Below are 16,147 nucleotides of genomic sequence, written 5' to 3'. Positions count from 1 at the left end.
CGCACTGCAAGAACCCGCGTCGATGACGGGCCTGCATGCCTTTACGGCCTTGGCATGCCGACCCGCGAGGCTAGTACAGCGACGTGACCGAACAATGCGCCGAAACCCACGTGAGCAGTCCACGATTCGATCGCGGCCGAGATAGTTCAGGGTGGACGCCTGTCGGTGGCAGACGTGCTGGTGAATCCCCGTGCGCAGGAGGGGACTCACCGCGGGGTCAATCCCGCGCGACGGTATCGGTCGCCGGGTCGGGGGTGTCGAGGATCTCGATGATCTCGACGTCGTCGGCGGCGACACAGAACACGTCCTCCAGGTCCGCGGAGAGGTCCAGCGCGGTGGCCGGGTCGATGTCGAACCAGGCTTCCGCAGGTTTCGGCCAGCCGGGCAGCCCGTATTGGATCAGCACGAGTTCCTGACCCGGCGCCACGGTGGTATTTCGGTGGCGGGCTGATCGCAGCATCCGGACCCGCGCCCGGATCCACCAGGCACTGGTCGAGGTCTGCTCCGCATCGCTCGGATCGTCGGAGACAGGCGCGGGGGCCCTCGTCTGGCGCTGGTATTCGTCGAGCAGCAGGCGGGCGGCGGTGTAAGACTGCTCGTCGGTCACGCCTGGCGGGTTGGTTGCGGCGGCCGCGGTGCGTACCGCGAGGCGGGCCAGGTGCGCGGGCAGGGTCGCCTCGGTCAACGCCACGATTGCGGTGCGGCGCAACCGGGTGATCCGTGCGGGATCGGCAAGGCTCGCAAAGGTTTCCCGCCACACGGTCAGTGCGCGCGACACGATGGCGGGCAGTTTCAGGTCCGGCCCGCCTTGGCCCTCGGGGACAGGGATGGTCCGCACGGTAGCGATGTCCCTGACCGGTTTGTCCTCGACGATGAGGGTCGGATCCGAGTCGGTCGCGGCGGCACTCAGCAGTGGTGCGAGTTCGTCGGTCGTGAGCGCGCGCAGCCGGGCGCGGCCGGGCGCGGCGGCGAGCGCGGTGATGAGATCGGGTACCGGGTGCTCGATCCGATCCCGATAGTCGATCCACATCGCTGCGGAATCGACCGCGGCCAGGATCTCGCGGTAGACCTCGCGGCGGGCGTCGAGGTCGGCGAGACTGTCGCGTTCGTCATCGAGAGCGGCATCGAGACGGCGAAACGCGCGGTCGCGCAGGACGACCGCCCAAGCGACTTGTTTGTCGCTGCCGGTCAGCTGCGGCAGGTCCAGAACGAGGGCGCTTTCGGCAGCCGTCGCGTGTTCGGCGGCCCGGCGGCAGTCCGGGCACGGTTGGTCGCCGAGGCGTGCGGCTTTGGCTTCGCGTTCGCCATGGACGTTGGTCCCGTAGATCTGGATACGGGCGGTGTGCCCGCAAAGGTGGTTTACGACGTAGTACGCCACGATCGAACTCCTCGGTCAGCACAGGGTCTTGTGCAGGAAGACGGGTTGCGACGCCGTTCCGGCATGCGAAAGCAACGCCGGAACGGCGTTGTGGGTGCTGAGACCGTTGAGATTCTCAGACCGATCGCGTCGGTCTGCTGTGGCGACCGAGAGCGGGTCATCGAGTAGCCTGGGATCACTATACGGGGGTGTGCTCGCACCGAACATCGTCGGCGCGAGCCGCGCTATTTTCCGAGCCGAGCGCGGGAGTCACTCGTCAATCGGCTTCCCGTCCTTTTCAATACACAAGTGCGTTTCCGGACATATGTGCGGAAACGTGGTGGTGCGCTATGGCAAGTGCTGCCAGGGGATTCAGGCTGATAGTGCTGGCGGAATGTCGATGCGCTTCGGGTGGCGGGCGAGGAATTCCGACCAGCGGGACGTGCGGATGATGCGGGTCGGTACGACCAAGGGCTCGCCGTCGAACCCGACGTCGATGATGTCACCGTCGAACTCGACAACGGTTCCGACGTCGTCGACCATGTGCCCGACGCGCTCGCTGATGTAGGTGATCAGCTGGGCCGGTGTCGGCCAACACGAATATCCTCGGGCGCAGTCCTGCCATCCCGTAGTGCCGCACAACGGGCAGGTTGCGATCACGCCGCCGTCCTCACAGCGCGCGCACTCGGTGCGGTCGAGATCCCAATCGTGTTCATCGGCCTGGCAGTCCGGGCACGGCTCGTAGTCGAAATCGCCGTCGCAAGGGCAGCGGGTTCGTGTGCCGTCGGTGGACCGCTCGCTGCCCCACAGCGCCGACCATGCGTTCTCCGCAGTCATGGGAGGGCAGTCGCTCCAGTGCAGTCGCCAGAAGCTCACGGAATCGCCTGCCCCACTTCCAGCCCCACGCTCGACAGTGCGCGCACCGTCGGCCAGTCCATCACGGCGGGGTCATCGACCTGACGGTGTAGTTGCTCGGTGATCCGCCGGAGCACCGTGCGCTGCCCTCCGAACAGAACCTCGTTGATCACCGTCTGCGGACCCAGCAGATCGGTGAGCTGTTGGCGGCGTTCGGGAGTCAGCCCATGCCACCAGCGCGCGAGGGATTCGTCGAGCTGGTGCACGACCAACGCCTGATCACGGTTGGAGTTCGACCACACCATCACCTCCAGCTGGCTCGACGGCGCCCGTGAGGTCGCGAGAAGTTCGGCGACAGCGTGGTCCTGCCAGTGCACGGGTGCTTCGGTCTCCCGCGCGGTCGCGGCCGCGCGGGTCCGGAGTGCTTGTCGCCGGACCGTTGCGGCCAACCACTCGTCGTCCCAGGAATGCAGGGTCACCGCTCGTCCGCGTGCCAGGAGGCTGCCGTAGGGGGCTGCGTGTAGACAGACCAGACAGGCCCTGCACAGCGGCGTGCCCTGATGGCCGGGTCCAGTGTGGTTGCGGTGCTCGATCGAAGCTCCCAGCGGGATATCGACCTTGCCGTACCAGCCACAGGCGGGGCGACCACACAACCAGCACGGCACACAAGGGTTGATCGGCTCCTGCGGATAGGCCCGCCAGCCAGTGATCCGTTCGGTGCGCTCGGCCACCGAACGCCGGGCCCGCTGGGAGTCGTTCATTGCACTGTTGGGCCACAGCATGTAGCTAGCCGCCAACCAGAACCCACCCCTGGCACGCGAATCAACTAAGCCCGCGGTGGAAACCAGGTCCGCGGTCATCGCCGCGACGGCGACGTCGATCTCCTCACCGGTGAGAGTTTCCGGAGTTCGCGAAGCGTCGTCGACCCCCGACACGATCAGCAGGGCAAACGCCCCGACCCGCTGTAGCGGGTGCGAGGTCAACACGATCGAAGAAGAATCTGTCATCGCCGAGGCTCCGAATCCATGTGCCGAAACGGCACCCGCAGGAAGCGGGTGGGATCCCTCGAAGGGGCGATGAAGACCCTGACTTTACATCACGTCGGCTCGGACTCGTAAACATGCATAAATGCTAATGTCAACATATAGAAATCCATTAGGGCGGCCGGGCCCCGCGTATGTCGCCCGGAGGATTCTCGTTTGGTTCCCCCAAGAAGGATGGAGGCCTGCTCGGTTTTTGTCACTGTGACGATTCGCGTCCTAACCGAGCCCCGTGTGGGAACTGCTTGAGCGGAGCGCCGGTCAGCCCCGAACCGTACATTCCCGCGCCACTGAAGCCCGCCAGCCGCGACGCAACCGAAGGGCTCCGACACAGGGAGATCGACCGCGACGTAACCCTGCGGTCATCGCGCGACGAGAGCCTGCCTACCTCAACCCAAGTCGGTGACATTCCCCAACTGCGTCGAACTCGCATCATTCGCGCCCACCGATACTTTCAACCCGCACTACCAACCCCAGCGCAGGAGCCGACTCGCCGCTTTGAGGCACACGCAATCGAGGCCCCGACGGGCCCCAGCGCCCGCCGCCAAACACCCGCGATCATTCAGTTTTGACATAACAACCCCTTGGCTAGCGGGTTTCAGACATTCGGCAAGTGAATTCTTTTGCAGCGCAACAATCTTCGTATTGCCACCTAAGCGCCAACCCGCCATGCGACCCACCTGTTTGCTCCCCGCCATATTAGATAGAAGAGTCACTGTGACGAAACGAGCAAATTAGAACACGTTCAGCATATTCTCACTGTTCAACACCGATGCATCTGCCGATGCGATAACCGATGCTGATACCAAGGCATGCATAGGAGAATGCAGGCGTGCCTACACCATCTGAGACTCAGATATCTCCGCGATTACACGGATACCGGCGAGTCGTAAACAGGTGTGTCGCAGATCTGTGGGTAATCTCTTGCAGAGCTTGCTCATCCGCGTCGAAGGAGATTCACAGATGCCATACAGCGACATGCTGTTGCAGACATGCGAGAAGTACCCACGGTACGTACCACCGGACAACTACCGTGCCACATGGATTGTGGGCGGCGGCAAGGGCGGCACCGTCAAGACCACAAGCGCAATACATCTGGCTACCGTGATCGCACGCAGCGGTAGCACATTGGTGATAGACGCGGATGCAGGATCGCAAAGCTCCGCCAAGTGGGCAGCGACGTACCAGCAGATCACCGGCAAGGAGCCGCCGTTCACCGTCGTCCAGCACACACTGGAGACGGGACTCGCGGCCACAGCCAGGAGGATTCGCAGGGAAGGCGGGTTCAAGCACCTGATTGTGGATCTGCCCGGCAACGCCGGTGCACAGTTCGGCCAGGCGTTGCGCATCGCGCCCGAAGACGCTGGGGGGCAGACCGAACTGATCCTCGCTATCACCCCGAGCAAGATCGAGGTAGTGACTATCAACGGCACGTTGGAGAAGGCTGGCGAAGTAGCAGAGGAGTTGGAGCGCGAGATCGGCGCTCAGATCATCTGGTGCCGCAATGACAGCCGCACAATCGAGTTGTCGGACGCTATCGAGGCTGCCGATGATGAGAGTCAGGGATGGCCGTACCTGCGAACGGTTGTGCCACAGCGTGTCCGGTACCGGAACTTCGGCGAAATCCCAGACCACACCGGCTCTTACGAAGGCGTCGTATCTGAGATTGTGGAAGGCAAAGCGGTAGTCCTCCAGCACAAGAAGAAGGAGATAGGCGCAGCATGACCGAGGCCACCGCCGAACCAGGCAACACGCGAAAGAAGACCCTGGGAGGAAAAGGCACCAAAGGGCGCCCTAGCATGACCGCCATCCTCGGCGCTTCACCAAGAACGCCTGCTGTCCATTCGGTACAAGGTTCCCTGCCGAACGAGGAGTCAGAAGAAGGCGGTTCCGCGCTGCCGACACCAGATCGGGCATCGTCCACAGCTGACGTTGTCAAGACTCCTGAAACATATCGGCCATCGATCTCAACACCAGCATCCAGTAGCGATCCTGAACAGGTTCGATTGGCAGAGCCCTCCTCCCGTGAAAGGCAGCCAGCTTCTCGCACGGCCGCGCCTCGGACATCGGGTGTCGGGTCGAGCAGCCCCGCGCCTCCTGTCCGCTCGGATCATGCGAGGACCGCGGCGACGCCGAATGCCGACCTCAGCGACAACGCCGTCGATGACGACGAATTTGATGACGACGAAACAGGCCATCGGGTATCGGCCTATCTAAGTAAGTCCGCTGTACGAAGCGCCCGTTCGTCAGGCATGGTCCGGGGCGCACTGGCGATCGCGGCACTCGACGCGTCGCTAGAAGCCGGTGTACTTGCTGATCTGGTGGAGGTCCGTGACAAAGGTGTCAAAACGGAAGGAAGTCGGTTCCCAGCGCGGCGGCAGTCGAGACGGCAGACCACACGGGCCCACGGGGCGAACACCCGAGTGTTGTGGCAGCCAGCATTCACCGAGACGGAGATCGTCGAGCTGGACAAGATTCTCGAAGAAGTGGGAGCCAAGACTCGATCGCAGCTGATCTCCGTAGCTGTGGAGTGGTTTCTCGGACCCAAGACATCGCCAACCGACAGTAGCGTCATCGACTTGGACACGAGCCGATAGCGATAGGCTCCCTGGCGTTCGAATTCATGTTCCGAACGCCGGGGGAGCCCCGACCGATCGAAACTATAGGTACGCCTGCCACCGCTTGTCGGCGTCGCCGCGGCGTAGGGAGTCTAGGCGGCGTGAGTGTTCAGCAGCAATGGCCGGTCGGCGGGCGAGGTCCGGTATCACGCTGGTGATCAATACGAGTTCACGGATCCGCTGCAAAGTTGTCCATGCCGGGTCGGTGGTGAGGTCGTCTCCGTAGGCTGCGGTCAGTCGCATGAAATCACTGTGTGATCCGAAGCGGATTGCGTCGATGGCGCTGGTTGCCAGGTCCCAGGCTAGAGGTCCGACTCCTGCGCTGTCGAGATCGCAGAGCACCGGCCGACCGCTGCCGTCATGAAGCAGGTTGCCGGTGTGGGCGTCGCCGTGGATGATCCCGAATCGCTGTGGCGGCAATTGGTTGTAGAGATCCTCGACTTCACGCCACTGATTGTCGATCCATGCGAGATCCCCGGCAGAGAGGACTGGATCGGCGGCAGAGATGCGCCGGCGTGCTGCGGCGAACGGGTCCCATCGGGGCAGTCGAGGTTCCTCGGAGACTTCTAAGGCATGCAGCGAACGCAGCGGTGCAGCCAGATCGGCGATGTCCCAATGGCTTTCACTGCCTGGGAGCCAGCGCCAGATGGTGGCCACGGTTTCACCGACTACGAGTGGCTGCTCGATTTCTGGGTGTAGTCGTGGAACGGGGGCGTCGCGGTCTGCGAGCCAGTGCGCGAGGTAAGCGACGCGGGGGGCGCGGGTACGTCCGATCTCGCCGACACCTATTCGCACGACCAGCGGAGCCGCCAGGCGCCACACGACGTTGTTGGTGTACTTGATCAGGGTCGCTCCCCGCTCGTCGAGATCTGCTGCGCGGCAGATCAGGGCGAGCGACGACCGTAGCTCCTCGCAGGCCGAGGGCGAGAGTTCTGTCATCGGGGGTCGACTCTAGGCGCTGACGAGTTGGTCGATGTCGGCGAGGAGGTCAGCAACTGTGCTGTCCGCGATGTGCGGGGTAGCGGCTGCTGTGATGTCCGCCAGCCGGTCGATGCCGCGTTGGGTCGCGATGTCGCCCAGCCCGGTGATGACGCGTTGTGTGTGCGGGATCGCCGACTCGACATCTCCGACGCGGAAACTGTTGGTGGCGGCAACGATGGAATCGAACAGCATGGATCGGACGGGCCTGCCTGGTCCCGATGCGGCTCGTGCGGTGGCGGTCAGCTCGACCGCCGCGGTGGCGCTCTTGTCCGCAATCTGCCGGTCGGTGACATTGGCCGCCAGCACGCCGTGCACCAACGCTCGGTGCCCGGCGTAGTCCCCAGGGGAGAAGAACACTTGCATCCATGGTCCAGCGGAATCTGTTGTGGTCAGTCCTATTTCGTGCTCGCAGCGAGCGAGGCTGTCCTGCGTCAGTCGGTGATTTCCCTGCTGGGCGTAGGCCCACGCCGCTGTGGCGTGCAGTTGCGCTGACGCGGCGGTGTCGGTGGCCTTCGTGGCGGCGATCTGGCCCAGTTGCACCATTTCCAGCGCGGCGTGGGGGTCGTGCTCGTGCAGTTCGACTCGTGCGAGGCCGAACAGTAGATCGGCGCTGATGCTGTGCGATTCGAGCGTGCCCGCTTCCAGTGCCCACCTCAGGCCTTGAGCCAGGTGCAGTCGCGCTCGCTGCTGTTGACCGGCGTCGTGGTGTGCCCAGGCAACGATGTTGGAGAGGTCAGCCAACGCGACGTAGAGATCGCGCAGGACGTTCTCGTCGCGGCATCGTGACAGCATTGCGGCCCCGCGGCTCAACACGCCCAGTGTCGGGTCTACTGCGTAGCCTCCGCCGAATCTGCTGTCGAGGTCGCGGATCCCGTCGGCTGTCCGGCGAAGCCGGGTCACGTCGCTGGCGCCGATCTGTTCCGGCAGGGGAGCGCTGCTGGTCGGTAGGGGCATCCTCCAGCGGGCCAGTTCGACGGCGGAGCCCACCATGGCCGCTGCCACAGCGGCCAGAAACTCTCTACGGTTCGCCCCTGGCGCGTCGGTGTCCATCTCGAGCGCAAGGCTCGGATTCGTGGATGTCGGGTCGTCCAGCAGAGCACGGAACCGTCGTCGAACTGTCTCGTCGGCACCATCCAGCATCGCCTGAAGCAGCCGAGTGCTAGCGGCATGTAACTTCCTGCTCTGGCCGTTTTCCCACAGGATCACCGTTCGGGCAGTCACTCCGACCTTGCTGGCGAATTCGGGCGGGCTGAGGATCGCGGCTTTTCTCAATGCGATGATCTCCGCCGGTGTCCACTGGCGGATCATCGGCTCACCCGCGCTCGGGTTCGGCCACTGCGACTGCTTTTATCCCAAATTGCAGCCAGATAACACTGGAATAGCACAGCCATCATTATGCAACCTTACGGATAGATCGCTGATCGAATCCGTTGTGCTGCCGCAAATCTCGTCCGCCCACACGTCGGAACCGGTGGCCTTCCCATCCATCCACGGGCAGGAGGTTGACATATGCCGATTCAGACATCACCGGGCGGTGCCCATCGAACGGACCAGACCCAGAACGCTGGAACCAGCACCTGCGATTCCGGTCGACGCGGTTCCTGGCGGTCGGTGTGACCACCGTAGACCAGTGCCTGGCCAGCGCGCACGCGGCGTTGGACGCCGCCGTCGCGGGGGACATCGACGCGGCCGCCATCCACGTGATGGATTGGGGCGAAACGGAATTGATTTATGGCTGCCGGTTCTGGATCGACACGCTGCTCATCTGGGCGCCGAGTCCGGCGCGATACACCGAGCCTGTCGACCCTTCCGAATTCTCGCCCGCGCAGGTCTGGGCGTGGCGACTCGTGACAGCGCGAATACGCCAGGACACCGAGAGCGCCAAGGCGCTGCTCACACAGACAGCATTGCCAGCCGCCGAGTGCCTGTGCGCGCTGCTGACCTTGGTCGGCACCGAACTCGGCGGCCGCGGCGAAGCTTGGTCTGCCCGATAGTTTCCGATGCCGCGACGGCGCGGGTTCGTTCGCCGATGTCGCACACGATTCCGCGGTGCCCGGTGTCCTGCGTCCACCGCAGCGTCCATCGCTGCGCGGGCGCGGGGGCTCCGTATCCCGAACTTCCTCCTGCCAGATCACGCTGCCTTCTCTACAAACATCGACCGACGGAGTTCAACCCATGTCCACAGTCCGGGACCCGCTGATCCGTACCGACATCCCGCACTCGGCCCGCATCTGGAACTACTGGATGGGTGGCAAGGACTACTACGAAATCGACCAGATGGCCGGCGACGCGGCCGTCGAGGTCTATCCGGATGTCATCCGCATGGCGGTGCAGTCGCGCCAGTTCCTCGTCCGCGTCGTGGACCATCTCGCGCAGGTGGGCGTGGACCAGTTTCTCGATATCGGCACGGGCTTGCCGACCATGCAGGACATCCACCAGATCGCTCAGGCAATCATCCCGAAGTCGAAGGTGATCTATGTCGACAACGACCCTCTGGTCCTGGCGCATGCTCGCGCATTACTGACCGCCACGACGGCCGAAGGTGTTACCACCTACATAGATTCGGACTACCACTTCCCTGAACAGATCATCTCGGATGCCCGCACCGTTCTCGATTTCGGCCGTCCGATCGCGGTGATGTTCATGGGGGTGCTCGGCTACGCCAGCTCCTACGACGACATGGTGCGGATCGTGCGAACCGTGATGGGAGCGATGCCGTCGGGTAGCTACTTGGCGTTGTGGGACGGAACCGACGACAGCTCTCGGTACGTCACGATGTGCCAGAACTACAACCTCACCGGCGCCGCGCCCTACATTCCGCGGCCGCAGGGGCAGCTCGAGACTGCCTTCGACGGGCTGGTGTTGATCGATCCGGGTTTCACTTCGATCTCCGAGTGGCGGTGCAGCGACATCGAGGTCGGCAAAATCGAGCCCGTCTCTGCCTACGGTGGCGTGGCGAGAAAGCTGTGACCCGGTCCTGGCTCGCGACTGCCGAATCCAGGACCGAACCCCAATCCCGTGTTTTGTGGGTGCATTGCCGGGTTCGTTGTCCCCCGTTACATTTGGGGGTGGGTGTTTGCCCTGCCTGCGGCCATGTTTTCAGAAGGTGTCCGTCTCCTGGGCTGTCCGGTTCGGGGTATAGAATTCCGGCTGTAGCCGTTTGGTCGAGGCCATTCGATTGCAAGCGAGCCCCGGACGCTCGATGAACATCCGGGGCTCACTCGTCTAGTTCGCGATCGTTAGTTGTCGAGACCGGTGATCGCGGCTAGTGCTCGCGCCGCCAGCTCACGCGTCGTCTCGATCGCGGAGCTGGCGGCGTTTTCTCCGCTCAGCAGCGCACAGACGACGGTCACTCCTGTACGGAGCCACGACAGTGATTCCGTCAGGACCCGGAAACGATTCCGGGATGATTTGGTCGGTGCTGCGTTGGATTCGGGTTGCGCTTGCACGCACCCTCCTGTTCCTCGACGGATGCCTGTCGCGCGGGTGCGCATCAGACGAGGGCACCCCGAGTCGAGCCCGGAGGGCCCCCTGCCGACGCGCTCGCCAAAACGACATCTGCGCAAGGAAAATCGACCGAATCGGCAGGTGCCGGTTCAACGCTGGTCGATCACGGTCAGCTTAATGGGATCGCCCGCGCCCGCAAACGAGCCTGCCCGAGGATTGAATCGAGTACGCACGCGTCCGCGCGCTCCACGTCACCTCCACCAGCGATAACCTGACGACCGCGATCCGAATCGGGTGCGGGTGGTGGTACCGAACTGCCGCTATATGCGGCCACGAGGCACCGCCGATCAGGCGTCTGCTGCACCTACGGAACACCACCACTGACACAAGCTTTGCGTGGCGGCGGCGGGTCGGGCGGCTCGATCACGGTGGCACCGAGCAGATCCTGTAGGAGCGCCAGAGCCTGGTCGTCGTCAGTGATCGCCGATTCGGGTTCTCCCTCGGCGGGTTCGGGGTCGTCGATGTCGTGGTCGTAGGTCGGGTGTGAGGGTTCGTGGTCGGGACGTGGCGGTGGCGGTGATTGGTCGACGGCGCGGTTGTAGTCGGTTGTGTCGGTGTCGAGTTCGGTGATGGTGGCGTAGCCGCGCAGTTCACGGGTGGTGAAGTTGGCGTTGATCAGGTCAACGAACTGCCAGAACTGGGTGCGTTCGGAGGTGTCGCGTGCTAGGCGCGCGGCGCGGCGGTCGTCGGCGTCGTTGCTGAGTTGAGGGATCCGGCGGGGTGTGCGGCCGGTCCGTGCGACCGACCCGTATGCCCGGTCGACGAGCAGGGCGTCCTGGAGGCGTCTCAGGGCACGATGCACGGTGCTGAGACTGATTCTCGCGGCGGCCGCGAGTTCTTCGGGGCGTACGGTCTGTCCAGGCCCGGGTTCGATCGCGGACAGGATTTCATAGGTCCACCAGGCCGCGTAGCCGAGTTCGCTCCACACGGGATCGATCGCCTCGGGGCGGGCCGCGAAGGCTTCCCATTCGGCGGCGCGGACTTGCCTGCCGTCCAGGCGCGGCGTCACCAGCCGGTAGCGGTCACCGGAGTGCTCTCGTGCGTTCCAGCTGGCCACGAACTGGATCGGTCCTCCCTCGTGCTGGAGTTGTCGGAACTTGCGCAGTACCTTAAGCAGGCTGCCTCTTCCGATCAGTCCTCCCGCTACTGACAGCCAGCGTCCTCCGTTCGCGACCGAGCCCCTGCCTGTCAGTGAGATCCCGTAGGCCACCGCGGTAACCGTCGCCAGTGCAGTCCACAGCTCTTGGCCTGTGAAGTGTCCACTGAGAAGAATCCACTTTCGTGCCGCAGCCAGTTTCCAGCGAATCCCCCGTACCCCCCCTGTGTGTTCTCTCAAGGGTTTATGGACGAGTTGAGACGATTGTTGTCGAGTGCGTTCGAGTCTTCTCTTGGCGTGGGCGTAGGCGCGTTGCCAGTCGGTGCTCAGTCGGTGCTTTCGGTCGGCCCTGTGGGCGTAGGCGTTCCAGAAGCCAGCCCACTTGGGGTCGGTGGTGGTGGCCTTGATCTGGCTCAGTGTCCAGCCGCGCACCGCGTGCTGTTCGAGCACGCTGAGCCGCGCGTGGCTCGGTGTCCATGGCTTGCCCGCGCGGTCGGTGAGGTCGGGAGCGACCCCGGTCGCCAAGAAGCGGGGCACCCACGCACGCACCGAGGCGCTGCGGGTGGAGGACGGGGTCAGCCCTTGTTCGTCGGTGGGGGCCGGTTCGTAGGCGGCGCGGGGGGCCAACTCGTCTGGGTCGTTGTAGACGGTGCTGAGCCAACGCTGGGGGTCGAGTTTCGCCATCAGTCGGGCGACGAGGCCCGGGGCTGAGCGAGCCGCAAAGACCGCGGTGGCGTCCTCGACGCTCATGCCCACAAGTTGACGGAATCCGCCGGTCTTGCAACGTGACCCCGGGGGAGTGATGCACCCCTTCTTCGGGTTGAGCATCGGCATGGGGTCGAAGGACACCAACAGCGTCTTCAACAGCTCCAGCAGAGGCATGAGCGCACTTCGGCTGAACCGCTCGTGTTCGGCCAAGGGCACCAGCACGTGCATCCCCGAGCTGGTGGCCCGGTCGACTACCGCGACACCTCCACAATCGTGAAGCCAGCCCAGCAACCGGTCGACGTCACGCTCCACGACCGCGACGGCGGCCGCCCGGTCGTCGGGAGACTTCCCTGCGACGCGCACGTCGAAGTCGAACGCGAGGAGTCCGGTTCGCCGATCGGTCGCATAGATCGGAACGGCCGCCGGTACCTCGGGCAGCGTCTTATAGCTGAGCGTTCCCGCCGTGTCGTACTTGCCCGACGCGGCGACGTATTTGCGCATCGACCGCCGTGCGGCGATGCGGGGCACAAGGGCACTCCACACCCGTTGCGGATCATCGACAGGCCGCCTGGCGGCTGGCGACGGCAACCCGTGGGCCACTGACATCGATGTCTCGACGCGCGAAGTCGACACGTCGAAGCTTGTGTCAGTGCTGGGTTGACCTGCAAAAAGGTAGGAAAAGTGTCCAGTGGCCGCGTGGCCTACTGGACCCATTTTTGGGTGTGCGCTATCGTTGGACCAGGCATTGAACAAAGTCCCTTCGCTACGAAGGACAGCTCCAAGGCGATGAGTTGCTACCTCATCGACTACCACCTGACCGTTTCGCCCCTCGACTTACCAGGTCGGGGGGCCCTATTTCTGTCTGGGGCTTTTCGCTGTCCGCTGTTTAGTTGTCCGGGTGGATCAGTGCTGTGACAATCCCTCGGTGACGTTGACTGTCTGGGTTCCCCTCACGCTCGTCGATTGGTTCTGCATCTTGCCGCGATCGCAGTTGCTATAGCGCGCTGGCCGCCGTGGAGGACGGCTCGCGCTCTGCCGATGTGCGGTCCGATCCTCGTGTGCCTGGGCTGAATTCAGCCCAGCCCGCAGGGTTCCGGTTCGCTGCGACATATGGGTGTCTGGTCACGAAACAGCCTTGAGGACCTCCTGGTCCAGTTCAAGCGCTGCTTGCTTCGGTGCCGCACGTCGTCGTGTAGCGGTTTTGCGGCGCGCTGCGGTTGTGACCTTGTTCAGCTCGCAAAGGTGCTGCTGGTTCAGCTCGAGTGCGAGCTCCGGGGTGCCAGCAGAAACACACGCAAGGTCAGCCAGCCACTGACTAACTGACGTGAAGCCCATCTTCTTGGCCAGTGCATCTGGATCGCCGATTCCGGTTGGGAGCCGGACAGTGTATCCAGAAGTCCGATCGCCCTTCTTCGGGCGGCCTCTGCCTGCCATCGTGTCTCTCCTTCTGCACATCGGGTGCTGGCATGTTCTCTTGCGCCAGCGGATCCGATTATTGAGGAGATACGCGGCAACTGGGGTCCGACGCGCCGAGCTTACGCGAGTTTTCTGCATCAGATAATCCCGACGTCCCCAGCTCGCCAATTGCGTTGAGGCACACACCTTGGAAAAGCCTGACACAGGTGCTCGGCCGGGACCCTGACCATGGGCAGACGCAGCAGTTCCCCGAATGCGTTTGTGCGAGGTGAACTCTCGAGATGCCCGCATCCGGACGGTCAGGCCGAACCGTTGATGCAGGCAGGCCCACAGGATGAAGCGAACTCCCGGCACAGAGATCGACATGGAGTGCCCCGCCGAGAGATCGCCTGGGCAGGCCGGGAGCGTATTCGCGCTACGTGTCGACGCTGACGAATTGACGGAGCGTGCGAGGAGGACTTGTCTTGAGCGCGCAGCGCTGCACGCATTCTGAGGTGGATGCGTCGAATCTACGTATCTGGGCGAGCGGCGGGCCACAGTCCTGGCGGCCCGGTGGCAGTTCAATGTGACCCCTGGCGTTGCCTTCTCATCTGAGGTGTTCGGCTCCGGCCGAAGTCGCGGCGTGCCGGAATGCAGGCCATCGACCACCCCCGGTCGGCGCCGACTGCGCTTGGCACGCTCTGAGCTGATCGGGCTGCTCCTAGCTGTCGACGGAGATCTGGGCCGCGACGGAACAAGGTCGTAGTCGATCGGCACTGTGGCGTTCGTGGCTACACCTCCAATGCTGGGGTCTGCTGGTGCTGATATGCGCCGCAGATATCGTCCTGCCACACCGGATTGCGGCACTGATTGCAGCAAAGGGCTGGCTGCGCAATAAGCATTCATGCCGCGCAGCGGAGCGTCAACCGCAGCAAGGCATACAAATTGGGTGCATCTGAATCGGCTGAGTTGCATCGTGATGCGTCTTGCGGTTGGCATCGCTCTTTTTGGTACGCGGTGGCAGCCCGTCGAGGCGTTCCGGATTTGTATCCGCCTGCTGCTCAGTTCTGTGGTGGCGACTCTCGTGTAGCAATTGCAGAGATTTGGTGGTTCTCTGCGCCGAGTTCGCTGTGTTCCGCTCAGATGTGGCGCTGTTGGCATTCCTTGGTGATGTCGGGGGTGGCCGCGCCATGGCCCGCGACAGTCGCTGTCGCCAGGGTCGACAGGATGGATCGAGAAGCGTGAGGATCGTGTCTCGCTCCGTGGCGCGTGGCGCCCGAGGTCTGACATCACCGGGCAGGTGCCGAGGAGCGCAACTGCGTTTCGTCGGTCCGGCATTGCCCCTCGTGCCCTTCGTTACTGGTCGTTGTTGCGTCCCGCTGGAAGTTTGTTCCACGGCACCCGTCAGCGATGCTCGGAGACTCGACCGGTCTCGCTGATCCCGCTGCGCCGTCCGAGCCTCTTAACTGGCCAACTCTAGTGGAGGTTCGACGGTGCGAATCCACCCAATTTGGGTGGATTTTCAGGCCTGCGCCCCGGGATGCTCTGCCGGTCCGGCTCTCTGTCAGCAGGTTCACCAAAATTCGTACAATTTGGGTGGATGGTAAGGATTGACACGGCATCTGTTACTGACGAACACTGCTAAGCGGGTCGATTGATTCGTTGATTGTGCGGGGTTTTCCTCTCCGAACGTTTTCGGAATCGTGGGCTTGAATTCCCTGGGGGCAGTGGGAGGTTCGTGTGGCGGGGTTGCGTGGTTTGTTGTTTTTCGCGCGGGGTTAGGACGCCTCTCACTACTTGTTTTCGGATTGTTCCGGAGGCGGTTCGACGCGAACATTGTTGTCTTTCGTGCTGCCCCCTTTATTTCTGATGCGCGAAAGTCGTGCGTCGGTTCGGAAAGGAATCGTGGTCATGGACTACCTTCTCGGCCTGGTCTACACCGGCAGTGCCATCGTGTCGTACGGGACGAACATCGCCGTGGATGTGCTGAACATCCTGCGGTCGTTCGGCGTTCCCATCTGATTCGACGGTGAGGGGCCCGGGCGCGCGTGCGCCGGGGCCCTGGTCGGAGGTTGTCGTGCCGGGCCGTTCGGGGTGGCGCGAGTTGTGAGGTGAGGCCCGGGACAGGGGCGTGTTCGGTCGCGTCCTGCGGGCCTTCGGTTGTTTCTGCGTGGGTTGTGGCCTGCGCTGTCGGTTCTCTGGTGAGGATTGTTCGTTGTTGATCGCTGGTGGTCGCGCGAGGCGCGGAATAGTTTGTGTTGCTGTGGGTTTCGTCGTTCCGGGTCGGGTCGGCGTGCAGGTGGGGGTGAGGTCGTGAATCGTCGGGATCGTCGAGCGTGTGGTGGGCGTGTGGGTGTGTGGGGTGCGGTGGCGGTGAGCGCGGCCGCGGTGGTCGCGGCGGGTTCGGGTGTGGCGGGCGCGCAGGACGGTCCGGTGGTGTTGCCGGGCTGTCCTGGGTTGTTGGTGATCGGGGTGCAGGGCACCAGCGAGAGTTCGCTCGGGGCGGATCCGTTCGTGGATGCGGGGATGTTGGGGCAGGTGTTCGGGCCGATGCTGGCTTCGGGGGTGGATGTGGATCGTGTGTATATCC

General features: G+C 63.7%; 11 protein-coding genes and 1 pseudogene. 5 read left to right on the top strand and 7 right to left on the bottom strand.

The features are described from left to right. Nucleotides 1-217: 217 nt before the first annotated feature. From JZ792_RS34795 to JZ792_RS34785, 3 genes are all read right to left on the bottom strand, one after another. Nucleotides 218-1,378, bottom strand: a complete 1,161-nt coding sequence (locus JZ792_RS34795; RefSeq protein WP_216917151.1) for a hypothetical protein — start codon at nucleotides 1,376-1,378, stop codon at nucleotides 218-220. 351 nt (nucleotides 1,379-1,729) lie between these two features. Continuing rightward, complete coding sequence (locus tag JZ792_RS34790; RefSeq protein WP_216917150.1) at nucleotides 1,730-2,194, bottom strand: hypothetical protein; 465 nt, start codon at nucleotides 2,192-2,194, stop codon at nucleotides 1,730-1,732. Between the two features lie 35 nt (nucleotides 2,195-2,229). Continuing rightward, nucleotides 2,230-3,219, bottom strand: coding sequence for a hypothetical protein (locus JZ792_RS34785; protein ID WP_216917149.1), 990 nt, complete (start codon nucleotides 3,217-3,219; stop codon nucleotides 2,230-2,232). Nucleotides 3,220-4,215: 996 nt separating this feature from the next. Between JZ792_RS34785 and JZ792_RS34780 the strand changes: the two genes are divergently transcribed. Further along, complete coding sequence (locus JZ792_RS34780; protein ID WP_216917148.1) at nucleotides 4,216-4,977, top strand: nucleotide-binding protein; 762 nt, start codon at nucleotides 4,216-4,218, stop codon at nucleotides 4,975-4,977. Next, entirely contained in the window at nucleotides 4,974-5,849 is an 876-nt protein-coding gene (locus JZ792_RS34775; protein ID WP_216917147.1) for a hypothetical protein, read from the top strand. The genes JZ792_RS34780 and JZ792_RS34775 overlap by 4 nt, the downstream gene beginning before the upstream one ends. A gap of 63 nt (nucleotides 5,850-5,912) precedes the next feature. Here the strand turns inward: JZ792_RS34775 and JZ792_RS34770 are convergent, their stop codons facing one another. Then, complete coding sequence (locus JZ792_RS34770; protein ID WP_216917146.1) at nucleotides 5,913-6,809, bottom strand: phosphotransferase; 897 nt, start codon at nucleotides 6,807-6,809, stop codon at nucleotides 5,913-5,915. Between the two features lie 12 nt (nucleotides 6,810-6,821). Beyond that, nucleotides 6,822-8,159 (bottom strand): helix-turn-helix domain-containing protein, encoded by a 1,338-nt coding sequence (locus tag JZ792_RS34765; protein WP_216917145.1) that lies wholly within the window; start codon nucleotides 8,157-8,159, stop codon nucleotides 6,822-6,824. Between the two features lie 305 nt (nucleotides 8,160-8,464). Between JZ792_RS34765 and JZ792_RS34760 the strand changes: the two genes are divergently transcribed. Beyond that, nucleotides 8,465-8,845 (top strand): hypothetical protein, encoded by a 381-nt coding sequence (locus tag JZ792_RS34760; RefSeq protein ID WP_216917144.1) that lies wholly within the window; start codon nucleotides 8,465-8,467, stop codon nucleotides 8,843-8,845. A gap of 55 nt (nucleotides 8,846-8,900) precedes the next feature. Beyond that, a complete protein-coding gene (locus JZ792_RS34755) occupies nucleotides 8,901-9,821 on the top strand; it encodes an SAM-dependent methyltransferase (RefSeq protein WP_308165578.1) in 921 nt (306 codons plus the stop codon). Nucleotides 9,822-10,662: 841 nt separating this feature from the next. On the opposite strand, the gene JZ792_RS34750 is transcribed toward JZ792_RS34755, so the two are convergent. Together JZ792_RS34750 and JZ792_RS34745 are read right to left on the bottom strand one after the other, a co-directional pair. Then, the gene (locus JZ792_RS34750) at nucleotides 10,663-12,690 is read right to left on the bottom strand and encodes a MarR family transcriptional regulator (protein ID WP_216917143.1); all 2,028 of its coding nucleotides are present in this window, start codon (nucleotides 12,688-12,690) and stop codon (nucleotides 10,663-10,665) included. A 594-nt stretch (nucleotides 12,691-13,284) separates the two neighbouring features. Next, on the bottom strand, nucleotides 13,285-13,596 hold the full coding sequence (locus JZ792_RS34745; RefSeq protein WP_216917142.1) for a hypothetical protein: 312 nt from the start codon (nucleotides 13,594-13,596) through the stop codon (nucleotides 13,285-13,287). A gap of 2,310 nt (nucleotides 13,597-15,906) precedes the next feature. Between JZ792_RS34745 and JZ792_RS34740 the strand changes: the two are divergent. Next, nucleotides 15,907-16,147 (top strand): annotated as a pseudogene (locus tag JZ792_RS34740) (cutinase family protein); the annotation flags it as partial.

Source organism: Nocardia noduli, assembly GCF_019038455.1.
In the GTDB taxonomy this organism is placed as follows: domain Bacteria; phylum Actinomycetota; class Actinomycetes; order Mycobacteriales; family Mycobacteriaceae; genus Nocardia; species Nocardia noduli.
Note: the sequence above shows the minus strand (reverse complement) of the source record. Positions and strands in the feature narration are given on the sequence as shown.

Excerpts from the sequence above, each read along its gene's own strand:
- JZ792_RS34775 (WP_216917147.1), top strand. The coding sequence starts at position 4,974 with ATGACCGAGGCCACCGCCGAACCAGGCAACACGCGAAAGAAGACCCTG.
- JZ792_RS34785 (WP_216917149.1), bottom strand. The coding sequence starts at position 3,219 with ATGACAGATTCTTCTTCGATCGTGTTGACCTCGCACCCGCTACAGCGG.
- JZ792_RS34745 (WP_216917142.1), bottom strand. The coding sequence starts at position 13,596 with ATGGCAGGCAGAGGCCGCCCGAAGAAGGGCGATCGGACTTCTGGATAC.
- JZ792_RS34765 (WP_216917145.1), bottom strand. The coding sequence starts at position 8,159 with ATGATCCGCCAGTGGACACCGGCGGAGATCATCGCATTGAGAAAAGCC.
- JZ792_RS34790 (WP_216917150.1), bottom strand. The coding sequence starts at position 2,194 with ATGACTGCGGAGAACGCATGGTCGGCGCTGTGGGGCAGCGAGCGGTCC.
- JZ792_RS34780 (WP_216917148.1), top strand. The coding sequence starts at position 4,216 with ATGCCATACAGCGACATGCTGTTGCAGACATGCGAGAAGTACCCACGG.
- JZ792_RS34770 (WP_216917146.1), bottom strand. The coding sequence starts at position 6,809 with ATGACAGAACTCTCGCCCTCGGCCTGCGAGGAGCTACGGTCGTCGCTC.